23 protein-coding genes are annotated in these 24,531 nt (G+C 45.2%); 5 read left to right on the top strand and 18 right to left on the bottom strand.

What is annotated here, in order from left to right:
• Positions 1-225: 225 nt before the first annotated feature.
• From thiI to pomA, 3 genes are all read right to left on the bottom strand, one after another.
• Positions 226-1,674: a tRNA uracil 4-sulfurtransferase ThiI gene (thiI, locus tag AB6E30_RS02625; protein ID WP_102393212.1), complete on the bottom strand. Its 1,449-nt coding sequence runs from the start codon at positions 1,672-1,674 to the stop codon at positions 226-228.
• A gap of 318 nt (positions 1,675-1,992) precedes the next feature.
• Entirely contained in the window at positions 1,993-2,940 is a 948-nt protein-coding gene (locus tag AB6E30_RS02620) for a flagellar motor protein MotB (RefSeq protein ID WP_059020020.1), read from the bottom strand.
• A gap of 12 nt (positions 2,941-2,952) precedes the next feature.
• A complete protein-coding gene (gene pomA, locus AB6E30_RS02615; protein ID WP_017060778.1) occupies positions 2,953-3,717 on the bottom strand; it encodes a flagellar motor protein PomA in 765 nt (254 codons plus the stop codon).
• 298 nt (positions 3,718-4,015) lie between these two features.
• On the opposite strand from pomA, the gene xseB reads away from it, so the two are divergent.
• From xseB to dxs, 3 genes are read left to right on the top strand one after another with little or no spacing between them, the layout of a single operon-like run.
• Positions 4,016-4,258 carry an exodeoxyribonuclease VII small subunit gene (gene xseB, locus AB6E30_RS02610; RefSeq protein ID WP_004734405.1) on the top strand — a complete coding sequence of 81 codons (243 nt, stop codon included), beginning with the start codon at positions 4,016-4,018 and terminating at the stop codon, positions 4,256-4,258.
• Positions 4,259-4,278: 20 nt separating this feature from the next.
• Positions 4,279-5,163 carry a (2E,6E)-farnesyl diphosphate synthase gene (ispA, locus tag AB6E30_RS02605; RefSeq protein ID WP_102393211.1) on the top strand — a complete coding sequence of 295 codons (885 nt, stop codon included), beginning with the start codon at positions 4,279-4,281 and terminating at the stop codon, positions 5,161-5,163.
• Between the two features lie 21 nt (positions 5,164-5,184).
• A complete protein-coding gene (gene dxs, locus AB6E30_RS02600; protein ID WP_017060781.1) occupies positions 5,185-7,068 on the top strand; it encodes a 1-deoxy-D-xylulose-5-phosphate synthase in 1,884 nt (627 codons plus the stop codon).
• A 119-nt stretch (positions 7,069-7,187) separates the two neighbouring features.
• Here the strand turns inward: dxs and pgpA are convergent, their stop codons facing one another.
• The 14 genes from pgpA to AB6E30_RS02530 form a co-directional block, all read right to left on the bottom strand.
• Complete coding sequence (pgpA, locus tag AB6E30_RS02595) at positions 7,188-7,694, bottom strand: phosphatidylglycerophosphatase A (RefSeq protein WP_017060782.1); 507 nt, start codon at positions 7,692-7,694, stop codon at positions 7,188-7,190.
• Positions 7,694-8,668, bottom strand: a complete 975-nt coding sequence (gene thiL, locus AB6E30_RS02590; protein ID WP_102393210.1) for a thiamine-phosphate kinase — start codon at positions 8,666-8,668, stop codon at positions 7,694-7,696. Before thiL ends, pgpA begins: the two co-directional genes overlap by 1 nt.
• Before the next feature lie 113 nt (positions 8,669-8,781).
• Positions 8,782-9,249 carry a transcription antitermination factor NusB gene (gene nusB / locus AB6E30_RS02585; RefSeq protein WP_004734399.1) on the bottom strand — a complete coding sequence of 156 codons (468 nt, stop codon included), beginning with the start codon at positions 9,247-9,249 and terminating at the stop codon, positions 8,782-8,784.
• Complete coding sequence (ribE, locus tag AB6E30_RS02580; RefSeq protein ID WP_004741508.1) at positions 9,249-9,719, bottom strand: 6,7-dimethyl-8-ribityllumazine synthase; 471 nt, start codon at positions 9,717-9,719, stop codon at positions 9,249-9,251. Before ribE ends, nusB begins: the two co-directional genes overlap by 1 nt.
• 295 nt (positions 9,720-10,014) lie before the next feature.
• Positions 10,015-11,124, bottom strand: a complete 1,110-nt coding sequence (ribBA, locus tag AB6E30_RS02575; RefSeq protein ID WP_017060784.1) for a bifunctional 3,4-dihydroxy-2-butanone-4-phosphate synthase/GTP cyclohydrolase II — start codon at positions 11,122-11,124, stop codon at positions 10,015-10,017.
• Positions 11,125-11,232: 108 nt separating this feature from the next.
• The gene (locus tag AB6E30_RS02570) at positions 11,233-11,889 is read right to left on the bottom strand and encodes a riboflavin synthase (RefSeq protein WP_010436361.1); all 657 of its coding nucleotides are present in this window, start codon (positions 11,887-11,889) and stop codon (positions 11,233-11,235) included.
• Positions 11,890-11,958: 69 nt separating this feature from the next.
• The gene (ribD, locus tag AB6E30_RS02565; RefSeq protein ID WP_017060785.1) at positions 11,959-13,038 is read right to left on the bottom strand and encodes a bifunctional diaminohydroxyphosphoribosylaminopyrimidine deaminase/5-amino-6-(5-phosphoribosylamino)uracil reductase RibD; all 1,080 of its coding nucleotides are present in this window, start codon (positions 13,036-13,038) and stop codon (positions 11,959-11,961) included.
• Positions 13,039-13,078: 40 nt separating this feature from the next.
• A complete protein-coding gene (nrdR, locus tag AB6E30_RS02560) occupies positions 13,079-13,528 on the bottom strand; it encodes a transcriptional regulator NrdR (RefSeq protein WP_004734394.1) in 450 nt (149 codons plus the stop codon).
• Between the two features lie 156 nt (positions 13,529-13,684).
• On the bottom strand, positions 13,685-14,935 hold the full coding sequence (locus tag AB6E30_RS02555) for a glutamate-5-semialdehyde dehydrogenase (protein ID WP_136978121.1): 1,251 nt from the start codon (positions 14,933-14,935) through the stop codon (positions 13,685-13,687).
• A 66-nt stretch (positions 14,936-15,001) separates the two neighbouring features.
• Positions 15,002-16,186 (bottom strand): glutamate 5-kinase, encoded by a 1,185-nt coding sequence (gene proB / locus AB6E30_RS02550; RefSeq protein ID WP_012604650.1) that lies wholly within the window; start codon positions 16,184-16,186, stop codon positions 15,002-15,004.
• Positions 16,187-16,262: 76 nt separating this feature from the next.
• Entirely contained in the window at positions 16,263-16,652 is a 390-nt protein-coding gene (crl, locus tag AB6E30_RS02545; RefSeq protein WP_372102548.1) for a sigma factor-binding protein Crl, read from the bottom strand.
• 144 nt (positions 16,653-16,796) lie between these two features.
• On the bottom strand, positions 16,797-18,050 hold the full coding sequence (gene frsA, locus AB6E30_RS02540) for an esterase FrsA (RefSeq protein WP_017060788.1): 1,254 nt from the start codon (positions 18,048-18,050) through the stop codon (positions 16,797-16,799).
• Between the two features lie 89 nt (positions 18,051-18,139).
• Positions 18,140-18,604, bottom strand: coding sequence for an oxytetracycline resistance phosphoribosyltransferase domain-containing protein Tet(34) (gene tet(34) / locus AB6E30_RS02535; RefSeq protein WP_009847475.1), 465 nt, complete (start codon positions 18,602-18,604; stop codon positions 18,140-18,142).
• An 84-nt stretch (positions 18,605-18,688) separates the two neighbouring features.
• Entirely contained in the window at positions 18,689-19,978 is a 1,290-nt protein-coding gene (locus AB6E30_RS02530; protein ID WP_017060789.1) for an NCS2 family permease, read from the bottom strand.
• A 1,064-nt stretch (positions 19,979-21,042) separates the two neighbouring features.
• Between AB6E30_RS02530 and AB6E30_RS02525 the strand changes: the two genes are divergently transcribed.
• Entirely contained in the window at positions 21,043-22,515 is a 1,473-nt protein-coding gene (locus AB6E30_RS02525; protein ID WP_372102547.1) for an aminoacyl-histidine dipeptidase, read from the top strand.
• A 138-nt stretch (positions 22,516-22,653) separates the two neighbouring features.
• Here the strand turns inward: AB6E30_RS02525 and AB6E30_RS02520 are convergent, their stop codons facing one another.
• Positions 22,654-23,193 (bottom strand): DUF3332 domain-containing protein, encoded by a 540-nt coding sequence (locus AB6E30_RS02520; RefSeq protein ID WP_017070352.1) that lies wholly within the window; start codon positions 23,191-23,193, stop codon positions 22,654-22,656.
• A gap of 271 nt (positions 23,194-23,464) precedes the next feature.
• Between AB6E30_RS02520 and AB6E30_RS02515 the strand changes: the two genes are divergently transcribed.
• On the top strand, positions 23,465-24,511 hold the full coding sequence (locus AB6E30_RS02515) for a succinylglutamate desuccinylase/aspartoacylase family protein (protein WP_372102545.1): 1,047 nt from the start codon (positions 23,465-23,467) through the stop codon (positions 24,509-24,511).
• Positions 24,512-24,531: the final 20 nt, after the last annotated feature.

Genomic DNA, 24,531 nt, shown 5'->3' with positions numbered 1-24,531 from the left:
AGTAACAGAATACTTCAAGATACTCACACTTCTTCGGTACTTATAAACCCGTTTAGAACACACTCTTTCTATCAATCAAAAATTTCAAAGCTGAGCATGACGATAGCACGCCCAAACTCACGCCTCTGTCTGACTACTGTAAATCATTCACAATAGAAAATAAAAAAGCCGCTTACTTTTCAGTAAACGGCTTTGCAAAATGATTAACGCTTGGTCAACACACCACTATGGGCGGTAAACCTTAACGTTATGGAAGCCTTGCTCTTGTAGGTAAAGTGCCTGTAGACGGCTCATTACACCACGGTCACAGTACAGCAAGTACTCTTTCGCTTGGTCTAGGTCGCCAAACTGAGTCGAAAGCTTGAAGAATGGGATGTGTTTAATTTCAACACCCTCGATCTCTAATGGGCTTTCGTCTTCTTCTTCTGGGCTACGGATATCAAGAACGATAGCGTGCTCAGCAACAGCTTGAACTTGTTCAACTTCAGGCGCTTGCTCTTGGCTCTCTTTCTCGATGTCACGGATATCCATAACACGAGCGTTCTCGATCACTTGATCCAGCACTTCAAAGTTAAACTTAGCTTCTTCTGCTTCCAGTTTGCCTTTCTTCGCTTTCACTGTTGGCTTCTTAGAGATAACACCACAGTACTCAGGCATTACTTTAGCGAAGTCTTCAGTACCGATGATACGAGAAAGGTCAATGATGTCTTCTTTATCCCAGTTGATAAGCGGACGAAGAATCAAAGTATCTGTCACGTTGTCGATGTGGCGAAGGTTAGTTAGCGTTTGGCTAGAAACCTGACCAAGTGCTTCACCCGTTACTAGAGCTTCAATACCGAAGCGCTCTGCAACCATACCACCAGCACGCATGAACATACGCTTAAGAACAACGCCCATTTGGCCGTCTTCTACGTTCTCAAGAATTTCAGCAACCACTGGTTCAAAGTCTACAGAAATGAACTTCACCTTTGCAGATGAGCCGTATTTATTCCATAGGTAGTGAGCCACTTGCTTAACGCCAATCTCGTGCGCTGGGCCACCAAGGTTAAAGAAACAGTAGTGAACCTTAGAGCCACGTTTGATGTGCAGGTAGCTTGAAACACCAGAATCAAAGCCGCCAGAGATCAAGCTTAGTAGATCTTCTTGGGTACCAAGAGGGAAACCACCTAGGCCTTTGTGACGAGCTAGAACTTGGTTTAACTTATCGTTAGCCACTTCAACTTTAACGGTTACCTCAGGGTTCTTAAGTCGAACTTTAGCTGACTCAACTGCTTGGTTTAGGCCGCCGCCTACGTAGCGTTCAAGTTCAATAGAGGTAAAGTCATGCTTACCACGACGCTTAGCTCGAACAGAGAAAGTCTTGCCTTCAATGTCAGCACGGCTGCGTTCTAGTACTTGCTCGTAAATATCGTGCAAGTCTTTAAACTCAGACTGTTGAACTTCAAGAGAGTGGTGAATACCTGGAGTGTGAGTCAGAGCCTCTAACACTTCTGCGTAGTACTGGTCACTCTCAGACGTCACTTCGATATGATCGCGACGGTTGAATACCGCAACACTTTCACAGCGACGTTGAATAACGTTACGAATGTTGCACTCTAGAATCCTTGTGAAGCGCTTACGCACCGATTCACTTTTTACAAAAATTTCCGGATGGGGCTTAACAATAAATTTCATAGTACTTTCACAACATTAATGTTCAAAATTTTGAAAACGCTCATCGCCAAGTAAATTAGAGAATTTACACAGCACTTGAAGCAAGAATAGATCATATCTAAATCTAAGGGCGCGAATTATACATGAGAAAGTGAAGCAAGGAAAAGAGTGCTTGCTGTAACACCATCATTAAACCGCTTGTTATTAACAGTAGCAGGTTTCGAAACGACATAAATGCCGCAGAGAGAACCATTGAAGACCAGCAAACAAAAAGCCCAACCTCATTATAAGGTTGGGCTTTCGATGCTATCTGCATGCTACCGTGTGTACACGTATCGGCTATTCATTAATAACAGGCACTTCGTCACTGTAAAGCGGCTCGCCCTGCATGATGCTGATTTCAACGCGGCGGTTGAGGCTACGTTGCCATTCAGTATCGTTCGACTCGACTGGCTCGGTATCCGCCATGCCGCGTACTCTCAAGCGTTGATGAGAGAAACCACGCACCTTTTCCATCTCTTGAGCAACAGACACTGCTCGCTGTGATGACAAGTCCCAATTAGATCGATAAAGCTCGGAATCAAGACGTTGATTATCGGTGTGCCCTGAGATTCGAACGATACCCGGAACATCTTTCACCAACTCAGCAACCTGTCTCACCAAAGGTCGGAACTTAGGCTGTAGGAAAGCAGAACCCGATGGGAATGCACCCTTCTCACGAATTCGAATCACAATCTGCTGGCCAAGGTTTTCAACTTCAATCGCGCCTTGGTCTATCTCTCGCTCCAACGCCTTCTTGATGCTTTCCATCAAGGTTTCCATCTCTTGCGATTGAGCTTCAGCTTGTTGTTGCTGTTGGTCTGACTCAGAGTTTTGATTGTCGTGAGTCGAAACCTCTGGCGACTTGCCTCCGGTCATCTTGCCTTGATCACGCATGGTACCGCCAGCACGCTCAGATTCACCTTCATGAAACTCAAGCGTTTGCTGCGTAATATCAATCGTCTGCTGCATGATCACATCAATCGGTGTCGGCTCTGGACGACCAGGTCGAAACTCTTGTGCAATGATGCTGGTGCCTTTAGGAATGTCTTTCACTTCCAAGCGGTTTTGTACACCAAACGCAAATTTCATCGAGCCAGCGATCTGTTTGAACTTCAGTACGTCCATCTCAGAGAATGAGAGCAGCAGTACGAAGAAACACATCAGCAGTGACATCAAGTCAGCAAATGTCCCCATCCATTGAGGCAATCCCGGAGGAGGACATTTACATGGATTTTCTTCATCCATCTTCAACTCCTCTTACGCAGGTTCACCATCAATCGTACGCTTACCTTCGTTTAGGTAGCTCTTCAGGTAACCATCGATTACTCGTGGGTTCTGACCATCTTGAATCGCGAGTACGCCATCCATAACCAAACGACGGTTGAGTGTCTCTTGGTCACGACGCAGCGCAAGCTTGTCGGCAATTGGGAAGAACACCATGTTCGAAAGAATCGCACCATATAGGGTGGTTAAAAGTGCCACCGCCATCGCAGGGCCGATCGCTTTTGGATCATCCATGTTAGAAAGCATGGCAACCAAGCCAACCAAGGTACCAATCATACCCATCGCGGGTGCTACATCACCAAATGCAGAGAACACCTTCGCGCCCTGCTCATGACGCTCTGTGGTTAATGCGATGTCTTTTTGCAGTGCAGCACGAACTACATCTCCATCATGGCCATCCACCAAAAGATCGATGCCCTTTTGCATGAAACTGTTGTTAATTTCCATCTCTTCCAGTGCTAAAAAACCACCTTTACGAGCCGCATCAGCCATCTCTACAACTTTCGCAATAAGATCTTCAGGCTCATCCGCTTTAAACATAAAAGCTTTGCCTGCGATTTTAGTCGCACCAAAGAACTGTCCCATGGTGAACTTCATTAGAACAACAAAGGTTGAGCCCCCAACTACGATCAAAATGGATGTCGTGTCATAGAACATCCCGAGGCTTCCACCTAGGATCATTGCCATAATTACAAAGGCAAATCCACCAATCAAACCTATTAGGGTTGCTAAATCCACTGAGCACTCCTCATGCTTTTTTGTAGCTCTATGTCGACGATAATCTTTGTATCGGCAAGACTATAAGATCTTTTAGTAAATTCTTGGCCTAAGTATCACACTTTTCGTTTTTGAATCCCAACTATTGGCTTACTTTGCTCTTATACGTAGCGCATAAACTCGATAAAGCTAAGGTTATTCAAGCAAAGTGCGTTCAAGCCCCTTAAAAACGAACTTTCTAGCAAAATTTCTTGGTTACATTTGACCATCTCAGCGGCCTAGGGTAACGTTCGTTCATCTTTCCAAACGCAGATTTATTATGGCTACTAAGAAACCTGAAAATATGAGCTTTGAAGCAGCAATCGAAGAGCTTGATGGCTTGGTTGATCAACTAGAAAATGGTGATCTAGCTTTAGATGATGCGCTGAAAAAGTTCGAACGAGGCATCTCCCTCGCTCGTGCCGGTCAAAGCAAACTAAACGATGCTGAACAGCGTGTTAGCATCCTACTGCAAAATGATGAAAACGCAGAACTTAGTGACTTTAACCCACAACCAGAATAACGAATTGTATGAGATCCCCTATGATCGAGACTTTATTGTCTTATCAGGCACGTAATAACGAGCAACTGAACCTTTGGCTTGATCGCCTGCCACACCAAAATCAGAACCTGATCAACGCAATGCGTTATGGGTTACTTTTAGGCGGCAAGCGCGCGCGTCCATTTCTTGTCTATATTACAGGGGAGATGCTCGGTTGCACCGCTGAAGAACTCGACACTCCAGCTTCTGCAGTCGAATGTATTCATGCCTACTCTCTGATTCACGACGACCTGCCAGCAATGGACGACGACGAACTGCGTCGTGGCCATCAGACCTGTCACATCAAATTCGATGAAGCGACCGCCATTTTAACGGGCGATGCCCTACAAACTCTGGCATTTACTATACTTGCGGAAGGTACATTAAGTGCTGACGGTGAAAGCAATCGCGTTCGAATGATTCAACGCCTAGCCGAAGCCTCTGGTGCACAAGGTATGTGCATTGGACAAGCACTTGATATTGAAGCTGAAAACCGCTCTGTCACGCTAGAAGAGTTAGAAGAAGTTCACCGCAATAAAACGGGCGCGCTAATGAAATGTGCGATTCGTTTAGGTGCTCTCGCTGCTGGTGAAAAAGCGTTTGAAGTGATGCCTCAATTAGACAAGTACGCCGACGCCATTGGATTAGCATTCCAGGTTCAAGATGATATTTTAGATATCACTGGCGATACTGAAACTTTGGGTAAGCCACAGGGTTCTGACCAAGAATTGAACAAAAGCACCTACCCTTCTTTGCTAGGTTTAGAGGGCGCTCAAGAAAAAGCGCAAACTCTGCTACAGGAAGCGCTTCAAGCTTTGGCTGCAATCCCATACAATACCCAGTTACTCGAAGAGTTCGCCCGATACGTCATCGAGCGCAAGAACTAAGACAATAAGCGCGCATTACCTATGACTCTTGATATATCAAAGTACCCAACTCTTGCTTTGGCTGATAAGCCAGAGGATTTGCGTCTACTTCCAAAAGAGACGCTGACACAGCTTTGTGATGAATTACGTACCTATCTTCTTAACTCAGTGAGCCAGTCAAGTGGTCACTTAGCGTCAGGCTTAGGTACAGTAGAGCTGACAGTTGCTCTGCACTATGTGTACAACACGCCTTTTGACCAGTTGGTTTGGGATGTTGGTCACCAAGCATACCCGCACAAAATTCTTACAGGTCGTCGCGACCGCTTGTCGACTATCCGTCAAAAAGATGGACTGCACCCATTCCCATGGCGTCAAGAGAGCGAATACGACACCCTTTCTGTTGGTCACTCTTCAACATCGATCAGTGCTGCACTTGGTATGGCTATCAGTTCGAAGAAAGAAGGCAAGAACCGTAAAGTCGTGAGTGTGATTGGTGATGGCGCGATTACTGCGGGTATGGCATTTGAAGCCATGAACCACGCGGGCGATATTCACAATGACATGCTGGTTATCCTGAACGATAACGAGATGTCGATCTCTGAAAACGTAGGTGCGCTAAACAACCACCTCGCTCAAGTTCTTTCTGGCAGTCTTTACACGTCAATTCGTGAGGGCGGCAAGAAAGTGCTATCAGGCGTTCCGCCGATTAAAGAGCTGGTTCGTCGTACAGAAGAACATCTAAAAGGTATGGTTGTCCCTGGCACCATGTTCGAAGAGTTAGGCTTTAACTACATTGGCCCAATTGATGGTCACGATGTCAATGAGCTGATTAAAACGCTTAAGAACATGAGAGACCTTAAAGGCCCTCAGTTCCTGCATATCATGACTAAGAAAGGCAAAGGCTACGAGCCAGCTGAGAAAGATCCAATCGGTTACCACGGCGTACCGAAATTCGATCCAGCACACTCAAGTCTGCCTAAGAGCACCAGCTCTAAACCAACTTTCTCTAAGATTTTTGGTGACTTCCTGTGTGATATGGCGGCGCAAGATCCTAAGCTAATGGCGATCACGCCTGCAATGCGTGAAGGTTCTGGCATGGTGCGTTTCTCGAAAGAGTACCCAGAACAATACTTCGACGTAGCAATTGCTGAGCAGCATGCTGTGACCCTAGCAACGGGTATGGCGATTGCGGGTGATAAGCCGATTGTCGCTATCTACTCGACGTTCCTACAACGTGGCTACGATCAACTGATCCACGATGTGGCTATCATGGACTTACCGGTCATGTTCGCTATTGACCGTGCAGGTCTTGTCGGTGCTGATGGTCAAACACACCAAGGTGCGTTCGACTTAAGCTTTATGCGTTGTATTCCAAACATGGTGATCATGGCGCCAAGCGACGAAAACGAATGTCGCCAAATGCTTTACACTGGCCACCAGCATACAGGTCCAAGTGCCGTTCGTTACCCTCGCGGTAATGGTATGGGTACTGAGATACAAAATAAATTTACCGCGCTTGAGATTGGTAAAGGTCGTATCGTTCGCGAAAGCGAAAAAACAAAAGATGGCTCGAAAGTCGCTATCTTAAGCTTTGGTACTTTCCTTGAGAGTGCACTTCAAGCCGCTGACGTCATCGATGCGACAGTTGCAGATATGCGCTTTGTGAAACCACTCGATGAAGCTCTGATCAAACAACTTGCTGCTGACCACGATGTACTGGTAACTATCGAAGAAAACGCGATTGCAGGTGGTGCGGGCGCAGGTGTGATTGAGTTCTTGATGCAAGAGAAACTGCTGATGCCAGTATTGAACCTTGGCCTACCAGACAAGTTCATTGCTCAAGGTACGCAAGGCGAACTGCATGAAGAGCTTGGTTTGGACGCGAAAGGCATTGAGAAGTCTATCACTGACTATCTCGCCAAGTAGCTTTAATACGTAAGCTCGTAAGCTCCGCAAACAAAAAAGGTTGGCCCTAGGGTCAACCTTTTTAGTATCTGCTAATTAGTTTGGTGTATCGCCAACTAAACCTTAGCCCTTCAGTTAACTCACACTAACCAACCTGCGAAATGTGCCACGGCATACAACGAAATAGCCGCCATAATACCCGCTACAATATCGTCAATCATGATACCCAAGCCGCCGTGAATTCGCGCATCTAGCCAACCAATCGGCCAAGGTTTTACCATGTCAAAGAAGCGGAAAAGCACAAAACCAGTCAGAAGCCATTTCCAGTCATCGGCAGGGATATTCAGCATAGGCACTAAGCTCATGGTGATCCAAAAGCCCGCAAACTCATCCCAAACGATAGAACCGTGGTCATGCACGCCCATATCATCAGACGTTACTTGGCAGATCTTAATACCAATAATGCAGCTTACCACCACCACGGCAACGTAAGCAGGAAACGGTAGCTGAACCAACAATAGGTACAACGGAATTGACGCAAGCGTGCCCATTGTGCCGGGAATAATAGGCGATAAGCCACTGCCAAAACCCGTTGCTAAGAAATGCCAAGGATTTTTAAGAGAAATAAGAGAAAGTGGGTTTGTCATCAATTAACCTTAAAGTGATCGTAACCAGTTAAGTTCCAGCTTAGTGGTTCACCATTATTGTGTAATTCAAAATATTCTACAGGTCTTATCTGGCCAATGCAGGTGACTTTTGTACCAGTGTGTGACAAAGCACTTTCCAGCGACCCTTTATTCTCTTCTGGTACAGTAAAGCACAGTTCGTACTCTTCACCACTCGTTAGCGCATACTGCTGAGCTGAAGTGATATCAGGAGCGAACTGACGTAACTCTGGAGAGATAGGCAGCGTGCTTACATCAATACTCGCGCCAACTTGAGAACGCTTAAGGATATGTTTTAAATCAGCAATAACGCCATCAGAGATATCAATCGCAGATGAAGCAAGGTTCACTAGAGCCTGACCCGCTAACACTCGTGGGGCGCTCACATAATGTCTTTCTTCAAGCTCAGCAGCATAGGGCTTCGCTCTGTTCTGCTCAGGGTTAAGTAACACTTCTAAGCCAGCTTTGCTGTCACCTAGATTACCTGTTACGTAAATCCAGTCGCCCACTTTCGCGCCATCTCTGCGCAGCGCTCGTCCTTCAGGAACAAAGCCCTGTACCGTCAGTGTCAGGCTTAGTGGACCTTTGGTTGTGTCGCCACCAATTAACTGAATACCAAAGTAGTCTGCGAGTTTAAAAAAGGAGTCACAGAAGGGAGTAAGCCATGCTTCATCGATTTCAGGCATGGTTAAAGCAAAAGACACCCAAGCAGGCGTCGCGCCCATTGCAGCAAGGTCACTGATATTGGAAGCCAACGCTTTGTGTGCCACCCAAGCCGGATTCGCCTCAGCTAAGAAATGGGTACCAGCCACTAAGGTGTCCGTGCTGATCGCTATCTCAACATTGCCCGGCGCTTTGACCAAAGCACAATCATCGCCAGCAGCTAGAAGAACGTCTTTACGTTGTGGTTGTCGATTTACAAAATATTTTTCAATCAGGTTAAATTCGCCAGACATCACATGCCCTATCTTTAGTCTCATAAAAATCGCCGTAATCATGGATATTACAGAAATTTAGTTACAAAAAAGGCCAGCATAAAGCTGACCTTTAGATTCAATATACGAACGTCTTATTTCTTACGAACGTGCGGTGCAGCTTTATCAAGCACACCGTTAACAAACTTATGGCTGTCTTCTGCTGCAAATACTTTTGCAAGCTCGATAGCTTCGTTGATAACCACTTTGTATGGTACATCTTCGCGACGAGTCATCTCGTACATAGCTAAACGTAGAAGCGCTAGCTCCATCAGATCCAGATCTTGCATAGGGCGAGATACGAATGGACGAAGCTTGCTATCAAGTTCCATGTGGCTAAGAGCAACACCAGTTAGTAGGTCGCGGAAGTATGCAACGTCTGTTTCTGGCATAGCAAGAGCAGGCTCTGCAGCATGATGCTCTTCTTCATCATACTTACCACCAGATAAGAACTGTTCTTCAACGGTAGCAATATTTTCTTTAGTAATTTGCCAAGAATAAATTGCTTGTAGAGCAAATTGACGTGCGTTACGACGTGCGGCTGGTTTCACACTGGCCCCCATTAGGAATCGATTTCAGAAAGAACGTTGATCATCTCAAGTGCGCTAAGTGCTGCTTCTGCACCCTTATTACCAGCCTTGGTTCCTGCGCGTTCAATAGCTTGATCGATCGTATCAACAGTAAGAACACCAAACGCTACTGGAAGAGAATATTCCAGAGACACTTGTGCCAAACCTTTATTACATTCACTACAAACATAGTCAAAGTGAGGTGTACCGCCACGAATTACTGTACCAAGAGATACAATCGCATCGAACTTACCTGTTTTTGCAACGCGCTGCGCTACAAGTGGAAGTTCTACTGCACCAGGGCAACGAACAACAGTGATGTTGTCTTCGCTTACTTGTCCATGACGCTTTAAAGTATCGATTGCACCAGAAAGTAAACTTTCGTTAATAAAACTGTTGAAACGAGCAATAACGATAGCAATTTTTGCATTTGGCGCTGGGAAGCCACCCTCGATCACTTTCATAAGCCTTCCTTTAACTATTTTCATCAAGTGAGAATCGCCGGATTCTAGCACAAAACTGTGAGCAATATCTAATGGTAATTTAGAAGAACAGACACCGGCAATGTAAAGATGATAATGCAGCGCTGATCCCAAGCATATAGGAACAGCGAGTAACCAAGTTTGTGTGTTGAACACGTTTTGAGTCGGACTTGGCTACTTTGCTCTTTTGGCAAGATTTATCACCAAAAGAGCCACTGAAATCATCGGTAAATTATGTTGCTACAAACGGAGAAACGTCTGCTTGCTAACGCATGGTTTATTCGCAAACGTACTCAACAACGTTAAGGCCAAAACCACCCAATGCGTGGTAACGCTTAGTGCTTGAAGAAAGCAGACGCATATCGTGCACACCTAGATCTTGAAGAATCTGAGAACCGACACCAACACGACGCGAGGTACCCTGCTTCTTCGCCATAGTTGGCTGCTCGTTCTTGTCTTGCGCTTCGAATGTCTTCACTTTGTGAATCAAAGAATCAGACGACTCTTCGTTGCCAAGAATAACCAACACACCGCCTTCGTCGCCAATGCGCTTCATCGCTTTATCTAGCGACCAGCTACGCTCCGTACCACGGTCTGAATGAAGCAGATCGGTGAACGTGTCATGCAGATGAACACGTACCAAAGGAGCACCTTCAGATAGGTCACCTTTTTGCATCGCGTAGTGGATCTGGTTATCAATTGTATCGCGGTAAGTCACAAGCTCGAAATCACCAAACTCAGTTGGCAAATGACATTGGGCAACGCGCTCAATCGTTGTTTCTGTGTTGTTGCGGTATTCGATCAAGTCAGCAATTGTGCCTAGCTTGATGTCGTGTTTTTCAGCAAACACTTCAAGGTCAGGGCGACGAGCCATAGTACCGTCGTCGTTAAGGATCTCAACGATAACCGATGCTGGCTCGCAGCCTGCAAGACGTGCTAAATCACAACCTGCTTCTGTGTGTCCTGCGCGAGTCAGAACACCGCCATCTTGCGCTGTCAGTGGGAAAATATGACCAGGTTGAACAAGATCAGCCGCTTTCGCATCTTTCGCCACTGCCGCTTGAACCGTCACTGCACGGTCTGATGCAGAGATACCCGTTGTTACGCCCTCTGCCGCTTCAATCGAAACAGTAAAGTTAGTGGTGTACTGTGCGTTGTTATCTTGAACCATAGGCGCTAGACCCATGCGGTTTGAACGCTCTTTGGTTAGCGTCAGACAAATTAAACCACGGCCGTACATCGCCATGAAGTTAATCGCTTCTGGCGTCACATGTTCTGCTGCCATGATCAGATCGCCTTCATTTTCGCGATCTTCATCATCCATCAGGATAACCATTTTTCCTAGGCGAATGTCTTCAATAATTTCTTGAGGAGTACTAATTGGCATTGTTCTATATCCTTTGAAATGGTTCTGCTTCCTAGAACCGACACTATTTAAACCTGATGATATTGCTTCGCTTTACAAAGTCTCGCTTAACGCACTTTGTATCAACGGTTAGGCAAAACCATTCTGCTGTAAGAATTCCATCGTTAATCGAGATTCAGGCTCAGATTCTTGTTGCTGACCTTGCAGTAAACGCTCCATGTAACGTGCTAATACATCAACTTCTAGATTCACTTTACGACCGACATTGAATTGGTCGATGGTGGTTTCTGAAGAAGTATGAGGAACGATAGTCAGCTTGAATGCGTTCTTACGTAAATCGTTCACAGTCAGGCTAATGCCATCAACTGTTACTGAGCCTTTTTGAGCCACGTATTTTGAGATTTCTGCTGGCATTTCTACCCAGAATTCAATCGCACGGCCAACTTGGTTACGTTCAACAATCTCACCCACGCCATCAACGTGACCAGACACTATATGTCCACCGAAACGCGTGGTTGGTAACATTGCTTTCTCAAGGTTAACTTTATCGCCCGCTTGGTAATCGACAAAACCCGTTTTTTTCAGGGTCTCAAGCGAAAGATCTGCACTGTAGCTGTGGTCGTTATATTCAACAACTGTCAAACACACACCATTGGTAGCGATACTGTCGCCTAACTTAACGTCAGCCATATCAAGCTTACCAACATTAACCGTTACGGTGATGTCTTCTCCGCGGGGAGTGATTGCACTCAATGTACCTACGGCTTCTACAATTCCTGTAAACATTTTAAAACTCTTTTTGTTGTCAACGACACGTATGCAGTTGGAGTAACTATTTCCACTGTGGTTTCGTTACTATCTGTTTCGAAATACGGGTTTCGCAACGATGCGAATATCCACACCAACCTGTCGAACATCTTTAATTTCTAGGTCAATAACGTCAGACATTGAAGTGAGCCCTAATGCACCCATCAAACCTCGTCCGTCACTGCCCATAAGTTTAGGTGCTAAATAAAGGATTAGCTCATCCACCAGCTGCTCTTCAATCAAGCTTTTTGCCAATGTTGCGCCCGCTTCGACCCAAATATGGTCGATATGATTGGCAGGTAATTGACGCATCAGATCGTGCAAATCGAGCTGACCTGCATCTGTGGTTGCGACTTCAATATCAGCAGATGCTTCGGCAACTCTCAACACCGATGTTGGAGTCTGGAATAACTTGAGTTCAGGACGCAGTTGGTTTTGACGATCAAGAATCACGCGAATCGGCTGACGCAGCTCGTCTTCAGCGTAATGACCTTTGATACTGCTTGGCAACTCTGCCCAACGAACATTCAACGACGCGTTGTCTTCAATCACCGTCTGGCTAGTTGACAACACAGCGCCTGATTTTGCTCGGTAGTTCTGAACATCACGACGTGCTTCTGGCGATGTGATCCACTGGCTTTGGCCATTTTCCAATGCCGTTTGCCCATCAAGGCTAGCGGCCATCTTTAACTGAACGAATGGCATGCCAGTTTGCATACGCTTGATAAATGCAGGGTTCAAGTCGAGAGCGTCTTGCTCTAGCAAACCGATTTCAACCTCAATACCCGCATCGCGTAGCATTTTGATACCACGACCTGCGACTTTTGGGTTTGGGTCCTGCATGGCACAAATCACTTTGGCTACTTGAGCCTTAATCAAACCTTCAGCACAAGGCGGCGTTCGACCGTAATGAGAACAAGGCTCTAGCGTGACATAAGCCGTCGCACCTTTTGCTTTGTCGCCTGCCATTCGCATGGCATGTACTTCAGCATGAGGTTCGCCCGCTTTGGCATGAAAACCTTCACCAACGATCTGACCGTCGGTTTGTACAATGACACAACCCACATTAGGGTTTGGCGCAGTAGTGTAAATGCCGCGTTTTGCTAACTGAATAGCACGCGACATCATTTGAAAATCTAGGGGAGTAAAGTTTGACATGATTGAGGAGTTAATCCTCTAATTTAGCGATTTCTTCGCCAAACTCTCGGATGTCTTCAAAGCTGCGGTAAACAGAGGCAAAACGAATGTACGCCACTTTATCCAATTCTTTCAATTGGCCCATCACAAGATTACCAATCATCTCGCTTGGTACTTCACGCTCACCAGTTGCACGGAGTTGTGACTTAATCGTACTGATCGCAAGTTCAATCGCGTCAGCACTCACTGGGCGTTTTTCTAGGGCGCGCTGTACACCACCCACCATTTTATCTTCATTAAATGGTTCGCGGTTTCCATTCGACTTTATGACTTTAGGCATCACAAGTTCTGCCGATTCGAACGTAGTAAAACGTTCACTACATGCAAGGCATTGACGGCGACGACGTACCTGATGGCCATCGGCTACCAGTCTTGAATCGATTACTTTAGTGTCGTTCTCTGAACAAAAAGGACAATGCATATCACCTCCAAATAATTGAATATCAGTGTAACGGAATTGCCAAACGTTAGGAAAGAAAAAGGGCCAATTAAGGCCCTTTTGTGTGGTGATTCATTGATTATTGCTACTCGATCGCCATTTCAAAAATGAGCTGAGGAGTAAAATTAACGACCAGCGTTAACCGCGGACCAAATAGTTCGCTTTACCTACCCATTTGTAGCTTGTCAGCTCTTCTAAACCCATTGGGCCGCGAGCATGCAATTTCTGAGTAGACACGGCGACTTCAGCGCCTAAACCAAACTGTGCGCCATCAGTGAAACGTGTTGATGCATTCACATAAACCGCTGCAGAACCAACAGAGTTAATGAAACGCTCTGAGCTCTCTAGGCTGTTAGTCATGATCGCGTCTGAGTGACTCGCGTTGTGTACACGCATGTGGTCAATCGCTTCTGTCACATCCGCTACCACTTTCACGCCGAGCGTGTAGCTTAGCCATTCAGTGTCAAAGTCGCCCTCAACCGCATCACGTTGGTCTTCAAAATCCGCTAGCAGTGATTTTGCACTGGTATCTGAAACCAAGGTTACCTTACCTGCTAAACGCTGTTTCAGCTTAGTTAGGAAAGCTTCAGCAACCGCTTCATGCACTAGCAGTGTATCTAACGAGTTACACGCTGATGGGCGCTGAACTTTAGAGTTTTCGACCACATCGACAGATTTATCAAGATCAGCACTTTCATCAACGAAGATATGGCTGATACCAAAGCCGCCGATGATAACTGGAATGGTGCTGTTCTCTTTACACATCTTGTGCAAGCCAGCGCCGCCACGAGGAATGATCATATCCACGTAGTCGTCCAGTTTAAGCAATTGAGAAACGAGTTCACGATCAGGCTTCTCGATGTACTGAACAGAAGCGGCTGGAAGCTCCGCTTTCTCTAATGCAGACTGGATAACTTTAACCAGTTCCATATTCGAGAAAAACGTCTCTTTACCACCACGTAGAATGCTTGCGTTACCTGTCTTCAGACACAGAGCTGCAATATCGATGGTTACGTTTGGACGCGCTTCATAGATAACACCCACCACACCAAGTGGTACGCGACGACGAGACAGCGACATACCGTTTTCCAGTACTTTGCTGTCAATCTCGCTGCCAACTGGGTCATTCAGGCTAATCACGTTACGCACATCGTTAGCGATACCGGTTAAGCGCTCTTCATTAAGAAGTAGACGATCAAGCAGTGCGTCAGTTAGACCCGCTTCGCGACCTAATTCGATATCTTTCGCGTTCGCTTCTAAAATCGTTGCTGCGTTTGCTTCTAGCTCATCAGCGATGATCGCCAATGCTTTATTCTTTTGCGCCGTAGATGCGGTCGCTAGGTGGAAAGCAGCGTCTTTTGCTGCGATACCCATGTTAGTTAAATCCACGTTTAACTCTCCCTAAATTCTGTCTGTCTTTGGATGCAAAAAGGCGATTCGCCTTATCATCACGAGCTATTCTTGGATTACAACAAGGTCGTCACGGTGAATGACTTCTGACCCATAATCGTATCCAAGAATGTCGCCAATATCTTTACTGTGCTTGCCTGCAATTTTTGCTAGGTCTTGGCTTGAATAACTGGCGATACCACGCGCAATTACTTTGCCTTTACTGTCTGTGACTTGGGTAACTTCACCACGAGAGAATTCGCCTTTAACTCGAACAACCCCTTTCGCCAACAAGCTGCTGCCTTTGGTGTTGACTGCGTTTACTGCGCCGTCGTCAACCACGATGTCACCTGCTGAAGCAGGGCCCGCTAAAATCCAGCGTTTACGGTTTTCAAGCGCTTCCGCTAAAGGCAAGAAACGTGTGCCTTGTGGGTTATCACTCAGTGAATCAAACACCACATTTTCAGCACTGCCCGCCGCAATAATCACTTCGATGCCTGCGCGACGAGCAATGTCAGCCGCCTGCAGTTTTGTTGCCATGCCGCCGGTACCTAACGTCGTACCGCTGCCGCCTGCGATCTTACGCAGCGTGTCATCAATGGTTTTCACTTCTTTGATGAGCTCAGCATTTGGGTCTTTACGAGGGTCAGCCGTAAACAGGCCTTTTTGGTCTGTTAGTAGCAAAAGCTTATCAGCACCGCACAAAATACCCACTAAGGCCGACAAGTTATCATTGTCGCCCACTTTAATTTCGTTGGTGGCTACTGCGTCGTTTTCGTTTACTACCGGAATAATATCGTGCTCAACAAGTGCGTTGATCGTGTCACGTGCATTAAGAAAACGCTCGCGATCATCGAGATCAGCACGAGTCAGTAGCATCTGGCCAATCTTAAGACCATAGATAGCAAACAAAGACTCCCAAACTTGAATCAACTGACTTTGCCCAACTGCCGCAAGCAACTGTTTGCTCGCCATTGAGTTGGGAAGTGCGGGGTAACCAAGGTGCTCACGTCCTGCAGCAATTGCGCCAGACGAAACCATAACCACAGAGTGGCCTTGTTTTTTTAATTCAGCACATTGACGAACCAGCTCAACCATATGAGCGCGGTCTAATGCCAATGTTCCACCAGTTAAGACACTGGTACCCAGTTTAACAACGACAGTTTTACGCTGTGTTGTTGTCCCGCTTTGATGATTTGTTGTCATGAAGTCTTTTATGGATAAAACAAATAAGAGGTGATGTTTTAGCAATCAAAAGGGGAATTCACAAGCAGAAAAGGTGCGAAATCGCACCTTTTTGCTTTATATAGAAGAGTAACCTTTAAAATTAGACGAATTCGACAGACTCTTCGTCTAATTGGATACGGATTTCAAACTTACTTTGAAGTTCATCAACCAGTTTCTTGTGGAAGGCTTCTTGAGTTCGAGAGACCTCAGCGACCGCCTTTTTAGGTAACGGCAAAGAATCCCAGTTACCATCGATGTTGTACTTGCCGATATTGTACTTCGCCGAATATCCCTCTTCCGACTTATCCAATTCCAACCACCAGCCCCAGAACTCGCGTTCTTCTGGTGATTTTTTATCGTTCACACATACAGACAAGCAATCAAAGATATAGTGGCCTTCTTCTGATTGCGGTTCCCTTAAGTAAGGCCCGATCGCCTTTAAAACATTCAACAAGCGGTAATGCGTAGGTTGTTGTGTCACTTCTGACATATTGAATCTCCATTTTCAATGTTAAGAATGACGTTACTCAGACTGTTATACGTAGAAACTACGCATTTGGGTTTTATAAATGACCTCTGAGTATCAGGTACTTAGTTTGTACATTTTTCATGCTTAACTAATTTAGGAGAAATGTCATCTAAATAATTCATCCTCAAGCCACTTTATCGCCAATTCGAGGGATTGCTCATAACCTTGTGTAATTGACTTAGCTTTGATTTTCTTCGCTTTTCCGTAATCACTGTAAATAGCAACCAGTTGATTATCCATTGGCGGTGAAACCGGGTCGCCTTCCAGAGCCAATGCCAAGATAGGAACACTGGTTTTACTGTTTGACAGCAAACCTTGTACCTTGAGTGACCACGCCATCAACTGCCCAGAAAGGCTATTGATATCGACCGCCCCTTTACCAAGGCGCGAAGCCAACACATCTAGATGCATTTTAGGCATCTGCTTAAGTTTGTCTGCATGAACAAAGATATCGTGAATTGGCGCGCCTAAAGAAATACACGCTTTAATCTTATGTTGCTCGAGGAAAGATAATCTCACCATCGCATTGCCACCGAAGCGGAAACCAAACAAGCCGACTTTGTGGTGATCGACCCATGGGATGTTAGGCAATTCATTCAGCACTGCTTGGTGAAGACAAGATGAGTCTTCTGTTAACGGCCAATGTGCACTGTGCCCTATTGATGGCATGTCTACCGTTAACATAGCAATGTTCTTAGGTGCTAAATAATCCCTAAACAGGCGCCACATATCGGTTTGCAAGCTATCTAGACCCGCGCTGACAATCACAACCGGTTGTGGTTTATCTGTCTTGGTTAGATGCAAGTTCGCTTTGATCTTCTTGTTTTGGTATGGAATATCAATCTGCTTGACGATCAACTTAGTGTGCTTGATCGCTTCAGAATACGCTGCGTTGGCCAACACTTGAGCCTGAGCTGCCAAGTTGTCGTTCTTGAGGTGTGGGTAACCCGCAATACTGAAGCACAACGATGCGGAAAATAGCTCTTCAGCCATCTCTTCACCATTCTTCTCATTAGAACGATTTTGATGCTGCATACCCAGCTTGGTCCATTCGTATGCCCAGTTACCACTTCGGTAACCCATGACCGTATCAAGCCACTCATCGGTTGTACGAGAGTTATCTGATGACGCGATGCGAGCCAATACCGCTTCCTGCTCTATTGGATTAACGCCTTGCCATACCCACTGAAGACGTCTTAGGTTTCGATACCATGATGAGTTTTGCTGTTCACGTTTCTCATCCAATAGCGCTTCAGAGCTTGGCATGTATTGTGTCAACATTGAGGTCTCTTTCGCTTGCTTGTGCTTTACAAACAAAGTTTCCGAAAGGTTCGAGCTCGTTTCTTCTGGTTCAGACATTGGGATACTTAATAAGAAATGGTTGTCACTAATAATATAAAAAAAAATGACCCTATAAAGGGTCATTTCTCAAAAAACTAAGTTTACGCTTATTTTGACTTGCGATTTACTGGCTCTACGTAGCTTAGGCTAGTATCCCAAGGTTGCTCAATCCATGTGTCTTGAGCGATATCAACAATGTACTCGTCTAGCAAATCAGCGCCAGATGGTTTTGCACATACAGCGATCAGTTTCGCTTTAGGGTACATTTCGCGAAGCTTACGTGCAGTGTCACCACTATCAACCAAGTCTTCAACGATTAGGAAGCCTTCGCCGTCACCTTCAGGTGCTTTAACTACTGTCATATCACGTTGGTGATCGTGGTCGTAGCTAGAAATACAAATCGTATCTACGTGACGAATACCTAGCTCACGAGCCAAGATTGCACCAGGAACCAAACCACCACGGCTTACTGCCCAGATGCCTTTCCACTGCTCTGCTGGCATTTGCTTTTCAGCAAGTTGACGGCAGTAAGTCTGCATGTTGTCCCAAGTGATAACGAATTTGTTGCTCATAGTATAAAACCTAATAATTTTGTCATGTTATTAGAGGCTATTTCAAACATAGCCTCTTCAGCGATTAAGCAGAAATCTAGACGATTAAGCGAAAATGTATTTAAGAATAAAGATAGCCGACATTACCCACACAGCAGGTGAAACGTCGCGACCTTTACCACTTAGCAGCTTAATTGCAGCGTAAGCGATGAAACCTAGTGAGATACCCTCAGCGATAGAGTACGTCAGCGGCATAAGCAGACATGTTACCACGACTGGTGCTGCTTCCGTAAGATCACGCCAATCAATGCCAACTAGGCCAGACATCATCAGAATTGCTACATAGAAAAGTGCACCTGATGTTGCGTAAGCCGGAATCATACCTGCAAGTGGCGAGAAGAAAAGAGCCAGTAGGAATAAGATACCAACAACAACAGCCGTTAGACCGGTACGGCCGCCTTCAGCAACACCCGCAACACTCTCAACATAAGAAGTAGTATTTGATGTACCTAGCAGTGCACCAATAGATGTTGCTGTAGAGTCAGCAAGCAGTGCTTTGTTCAAGCGAGGTAGTTTGCCGTCTTCTTTGATTAGGTTTGCTTTCGTTGCAACACCAACCAGAGTACCCGCTGTATCGAACAAATCGACGAACAAGAACGCGAATACCACTGAAATCATACCGATTTCAAATACAGCAGAGAAATCAAGCTGCATGAATGTAGGAGCAAGGCTTGGTGGTGTAGACATGATGCCGCCGTATTGAACGTCACCAATAACAATGCCAAGAGCTGTGATAGCTAGAATCGCAATCATTACTGCCCCTTTCACGCCACGGTGAACAAGAGCAATCGTTAGGAAGAAACCAAGTGAGCCAAGGATAGGAGCAATCGCGGTAATGTCGCCCAGTGAAACTTTAGTTGCTGGGTTAGAAACAACGATGCCTGCATTGCTAAGCGCAATAAACGCTAGGAAAAGACCGATACCTGCAGAGATACCAACACGCAGAGACATAGGGATCGAGTTGATAATCCATTCACGGATCTTAAAGATGCTTAAGAAGATGAAGATTACGCCTGATACGAAAACCGCTGCCAGAGCAACTTGCCACGTATAACCCATACCCATTACAACAGCGTAGGTAAAGAATGCGTTCAAACCCATGCCTGGAGCTTGAGCAATTGGGTAGTTAGCAACAAAACCCATGATGAAACAGCCAATAGCAGCCGCTAAACAGGTTGCTACAAATACAGCGCCATGGTCCATACCAGCATCAGCTAGAATCATTGGGTTTACAAAAATGATGTAAGCCATTGTTAGGAAGGTTGTTAGACCTGCGATGATTTCAGTGCGCACATTGGTGCCATTTTCACTGAGTTTGAATAGCTTTTCGAACATTATCGAATCCTATAAGGGTAAAAAGTAAACGGTTGCGTAATCGATTGGCTGTGGATTATAAAGTTATCAAATAACAAATTCCAGATAGAATTAAGGCTCTAATCGATATTTATCAGAATGCCGTATGAAACAAAGCGATTAAAAATGAAGATATCATCGATAAATAACCATTAAAAACAAACAATTAACAAAAATAGACTCACTAAAACTAGTTGGTTGTTTTTTCTACCATCGGTTATTTTCATTGATAATCTAGCCAGTAAATTCTGAATTCAAACTCACAATAGTTATGTATTTTTCAACAGGATCAGTAATAAGGCGCAAATTGATATTTCGGCGTTTAAAAAACAACCACGCAGAACAGCAGGAAAAGAGACGAGATAAAGCGGTTTGGAAAAGTAGCAGGCAAAAAAAACGCCACTCAAAACTGAGTGGCGGTAGAATCTGTCAACCAAAAGGGCTGTAAAAGAATTCCAATATATAGGGGTGAACAAAACTGTTCGAGTTACATGCTTACGGTATTAGTAACCGAAGCTTGTAGGGTATGCAAAGTTGCTAGTGTAAACAGAGCTGTTAATCCAGAACATTGCAGATGGTAAACCTTTCATAACTATCACCTTAATAAATCAATAAAAAACGAATTTGATTTCTCGGTTCCTTGGAGGCGATAAAACGGACTCATCCTTTGAGCATTTACTCTTCATCTCAGAAGTTGGTTATTAATATACCCTAAAGAAAAAAGATTACAAGTATTTTTTGCTACACGTCACATTTTTAGCTATTTATGGTTATTTTGCAAACTTATTTTCGTAATAAAATTACAGAATAGAATTAAAAAAACGTTTGCTTGCGCCATTTATAAGCATCCAGGCGCTTAATTGTGATCAGATGGACAAGATCGCATTCAAAATTTGAGCTATTTGAGGTTTAGAACCGCTACTCGTCAAAACGCTCAAGTGGTATGCTGTTGCCATCAAAACAGACCCATATTTTAGATTTTTGTTCTAGGTTTTCACCCATACAAAACCTAAATATATGGTTATTAAATAAAAAAGGAGTCATCCGTGTCTGAATTCCATTCTGAGATCAGTAAATTATCCCCTGCCCCTATCTGGCAGTTCTTCGATAAGATTTGCTCAATCCCACACCCTTCTAAGCATGAAGAAGAGCTTGCTCAATACATTATTGCTTGGGCAACCGAGCAAGGCCTAGATGTACGTCGTGACCCAACGGGCAACGTATTCATCAAAAAGCCAGCAACGGCGGGTATGGAAAACAAAAAAGGTGTCGTGCTACAAGCTCACATCGATATGGTTCCACAAAAGAACGAAGACACAGTTCATGACTTCGCTAAAGATCCAATCCAACCATACATTGATGGTGAGTGGGTTACAGCTAAAGGCACAACGCTTGGCGCTGACAACGGCATGGGCATGGCTTCTTGTCTAGCGGTTCTTGCTTCAAACGAAATCCAGCACGGCCCTATCGAAGTTCTACTAACAGTAGATGAAGAAGCAGGCATGACTGGTGCTTTCGGTCTTGAAGCGGGTTGGTTAGAAGGCGATATCCTTCTTAATACCGATTCAGAGCAAGAAGGCGAAGTGTACATGGGTTGTGCTGGCGGTATCGACGGCGCAATGACATTTGAAATTGCTCGTAACGCGATTCCAGCTGACTTCGTAACACGTAAGCTAACGCTAAAAGGCCTAAAAGGCGGTCACTCTGGTTGTGACATCCACACAGGTCGTGCAAACGCAAACAAACTGCTTGCTCGCTTCCTAGCGGGTCACGCAAAAGAGCTAGACCTTCGCATCGTCGAATTCAAAGGTGGTAGCCTTCGTAACGCGATCCCTCGTGAAGGTTTCGTAACGGTTGCTGTTCCTGCTGAAAACCAAGAAAAACTGGCTTCACTATACAACTACTACACTGAGCTGCTTTCAACAGAGCTAGGTAAAGTAGAAGACAGCATCGTGACTTTCAATGAAGAAGCTTCTGTAGAAATGGGCGCACTTGCGTCAGCAGACCAAGCTCACTTTATCGCGGCACTTAACGCATGTCCAAACGGCGTGATTCGTATGAGTGACGAGATTGAAGGTGTTGTGGAAACGTCTCTAAACGTAGGTGTTATCACAACAGAAGAGAACTCAATCACAGTACTTTGCCTGATCCGCTCTCTTATCGATTCAGGTCGTAGCCAAGTAGAAAGCATGCTTCACTCTGTTGCTGAACTAGCAGGCGCTAACATCGCGTTCTCTGGTGCTTACCCAGGTTGGAAACCAGACGCAGATTCAGAAATCATGCATATCTTCCGTGACATGTACGAAGGTATCTACGGTCACAAGCCAAACATCATGGTTATCCATGCTGGTCTTGAGTGTGGTCTATTCAAAGAACCTTACCCGAACATGGATATGGTTTCTTTCGGCCCAACCATCAAGTTTCCGCACTCTCCTGATGAGAAAGTGAAGATCGACACCGTTGAGCTATTCTGGAACCAAATGGTTGCATTGCTTGAAGCGATCCCAGAAAAAGCTTAATTCGATAAGCTATGTTTGTTCAGTAAATGGTGTTTTACAGTAAACACCGTTTATCTGAGACAAAATAAAACAGGTACTCAATGAGTACCTGTTTTTGTATCTAATCTTTGTAGCTACTACTTGTGACTAAATAAACAATTAAGCGCGTGAAGCCGCGTAGCTTTCTAGCTCATCAATTGAAGTTTGTGCCACAACTTCGCCATCGATGAAGTACGTCACCATCTCGCCATCACGAACACCGATTAACGTCGCACGCTCACCAGACTGGTAAGTAATGTCCATTTGGATCGTGTTTTCATCAATCTGCTGCATTTGACCTTTTTCGATCACATCTGCACTCGTGATAGGACCCACTGGCGCTTCCGTTAGAGACGGATCAAGTTGGTGGTTGATGTCTAGGTAAGTATCAGTCTTAGTATCAAAGATGTGCGGAGCACCTGTTAGTGGGTTGCTACCAGTCCAGAACTCTAGTGAGTTGAATACTAGGTAATCGGCAGCAACTGTTAGACCGTATGCAGGTGCAAATAGCATGTTCAAACCACCACGAGCGTAACGGTTATCAACAGCCTTGATGTTGAACTTCATTAGGTAACCCGTTACTGCGTTGCTACCAACACAGCCAGATAAAGCAACAGATACCACCGCTAGTGCTACAACTTTTGAAATTGTTTTTTTCATTTTGATCTCAATATTTGAATTTGGCCGCCAAAAAATGGCGGTGGATAATACCAACGAACTGAATGACAAATATCAGCTCTAAGTTAATGTATTGTCAGAAAATTCAAAATTTTAAACACCCTTCAATTAGCCAGATAAAAAACTGAAACCAATTCAGAAGCCCCTTCATAAAAAACTTTTGTCGTCACCGTAAAGCGATTGATTCGTACTAAAAATCAACGATTGCTACATTCCGTGTTAACGAATTATCACCATGTTGAGAACAACCTAAATGGCAAGACTAAAACCTAATCAACCATTCGAATTACTTGGTTATACTGTTCAGCCAGGACAGCGAATGGAGATTGAACTGCAAGCGGCTCAGCTTTACACGCATTCTCCACTTTCGATCCCGATTGAAATTATTCACGGTCGCCAAGCAGGCCCAACACTGATGGTAAATGCGGCTATCCACGGCGATGAGCTAAACGGTGTTGAGATTGCACGACAACTGACCAATGCGATTGATCCAAAGAAACTGAAAGGGACATTAATTGTTGTGCCTATCGTTAACGTATTTGGCTTTATCCATAAATCTCGTTACCTACCAGACCGTCGTGACCTAAACCGTTGCTTCCCTGGCAGTGAGACAGGATCGTTAACATCACGTATCGCTTACACCTTCTTTGAGAACGTGGCAAAGCACTGTGATTACATTCTGGATCTACACACGGGCGCGATTCACCGTACCAATCTGCCACAGATTCGTGCAAACCTATCGAACCCTGAGACACTGCGCATCGCAAAAGCGTTCGCAACACCCGTGATTATTGATTCTCCACTGCGCGACGGTTCACTGCGTAGCGAAGCGGAAAAACTGGGTATTCCTGTATTAACTTACGAAGGTGGTGAAGCGCTGCGTTTTGATCACCTCGCGATTCGTGCGGGTTACCTTGGCGTGCATCAAGTGATGAAAGAAATCGGCATGCTGCGCCCTAACCGTAAGAAGTTACCAGAGCCAGTATTGAGTAAATCCACCAGCTGGATCCGCGCTGAATCAGACGGTATTTTGCGTAACATGGTAAGACTTGGCGAACAGGTTGAAGCAGGACAAACCCTTGCTTACATCAGCTCTCCATTGGGTCACCAAGAAGGCCAAGTGATCACAACCAAAGGCGGTATCGTGATTGGTCAGCAAACTCTGCCTTTGGTCAACGAAGGTGATGCTGTGTTCCACATCGCTTACTTCAAGCAAGACGATGAAGAAGTAGGACAATCAGTAGAAAGCTACATTGAAGAAGTGGCAGAAGACGATTGGCTAACTGCACTGAATAACTGATCAGACAATGCTTAACAGTT

The organism is Vibrio sp. 10N.247.311.12, assembly GCF_041467515.1.
In the GTDB taxonomy this organism is placed as follows: Bacteria; Pseudomonadota; Gammaproteobacteria; order Enterobacterales; family Vibrionaceae; genus Vibrio; species Vibrio crassostreae_C.
Note: the sequence above shows the minus strand (reverse complement) of the source record. Positions and strands in the feature narration are given on the sequence as shown.

What these genes read in the sequence shown, in the direction of transcription:
- nrdR (WP_004734394.1), bottom strand. Translation starts at nt 13,528, where the DNA reads ATGCATTGTCCTTTTTGTTCAGAGAACGACACTAAAGTAATCGATTCA.
- frsA (WP_017060788.1), bottom strand. Translation starts at nt 18,050, where the DNA reads ATGTCTGAACCAGAAGAAACGAGCTCGAACCTTTCGGAAACTTTGTTT.
- AB6E30_RS02570 (WP_010436361.1), bottom strand. Translation starts at nt 11,889, where the DNA reads ATGTTTACAGGAATTGTAGAAGCCGTAGGTACATTGAGTGCAATCACT.
- xseB (WP_004734405.1), top strand. Translation starts at nt 4,016, where the DNA reads ATGGCTACTAAGAAACCTGAAAATATGAGCTTTGAAGCAGCAATCGAA.
- pgpA (WP_017060782.1), bottom strand. Translation starts at nt 7,694, where the DNA reads ATGACAAACCCACTTTCTCTTATTTCTCTTAAAAATCCTTGGCATTTC.
- ispA (WP_102393211.1), top strand. Translation starts at nt 4,279, where the DNA reads ATGATCGAGACTTTATTGTCTTATCAGGCACGTAATAACGAGCAACTG.
- AB6E30_RS02530 (WP_017060789.1), bottom strand. Translation starts at nt 19,978, where the DNA reads ATGTTCGAAAAGCTATTCAAACTCAGTGAAAATGGCACCAATGTGCGC.
- thiL (WP_102393210.1), bottom strand. Translation starts at nt 8,668, where the DNA reads ATGTCTGGCGAATTTAACCTGATTGAAAAATATTTTGTAAATCGACAA.
- dxs (WP_017060781.1), top strand. Translation starts at nt 5,185, where the DNA reads ATGACTCTTGATATATCAAAGTACCCAACTCTTGCTTTGGCTGATAAG.
- AB6E30_RS02515 (WP_372102545.1), top strand. Translation starts at nt 23,465, where the DNA reads ATGGCAAGACTAAAACCTAATCAACCATTCGAATTACTTGGTTATACT.
- AB6E30_RS02620 (WP_059020020.1), bottom strand. Translation starts at nt 2,940, where the DNA reads ATGGATGAAGAAAATCCATGTAAATGTCCTCCTCCGGGATTGCCTCAA.
- AB6E30_RS02520 (WP_017070352.1), bottom strand. Translation starts at nt 23,193, where the DNA reads ATGAAAAAAACAATTTCAAAAGTTGTAGCACTAGCGGTGGTATCTGTT.
- crl (WP_372102548.1), bottom strand. Translation starts at nt 16,652, where the DNA reads ATGTCAGAAGTGACACAACAACCTACGCATTACCGCTTGTTGAATGTT.
- ribBA (WP_017060784.1), bottom strand. Translation starts at nt 11,124, where the DNA reads ATGCCAATTAGTACTCCTCAAGAAATTATTGAAGACATTCGCCTAGGA.
- ribD (WP_017060785.1), bottom strand. Translation starts at nt 13,038, where the DNA reads ATGATGTCGCGTGCTATTCAGTTAGCAAAACGCGGCATTTACACTACT.
- ribE (WP_004741508.1), bottom strand. Translation starts at nt 9,719, where the DNA reads ATGAAAGTGATCGAGGGTGGCTTCCCAGCGCCAAATGCAAAAATTGCT.
- thiI (WP_102393212.1), bottom strand. Translation starts at nt 1,674, where the DNA reads ATGAAATTTATTGTTAAGCCCCATCCGGAAATTTTTGTAAAAAGTGAA.
- nusB (WP_004734399.1), bottom strand. Translation starts at nt 9,249, where the DNA reads ATGGGGGCCAGTGTGAAACCAGCCGCACGTCGTAACGCACGTCAATTT.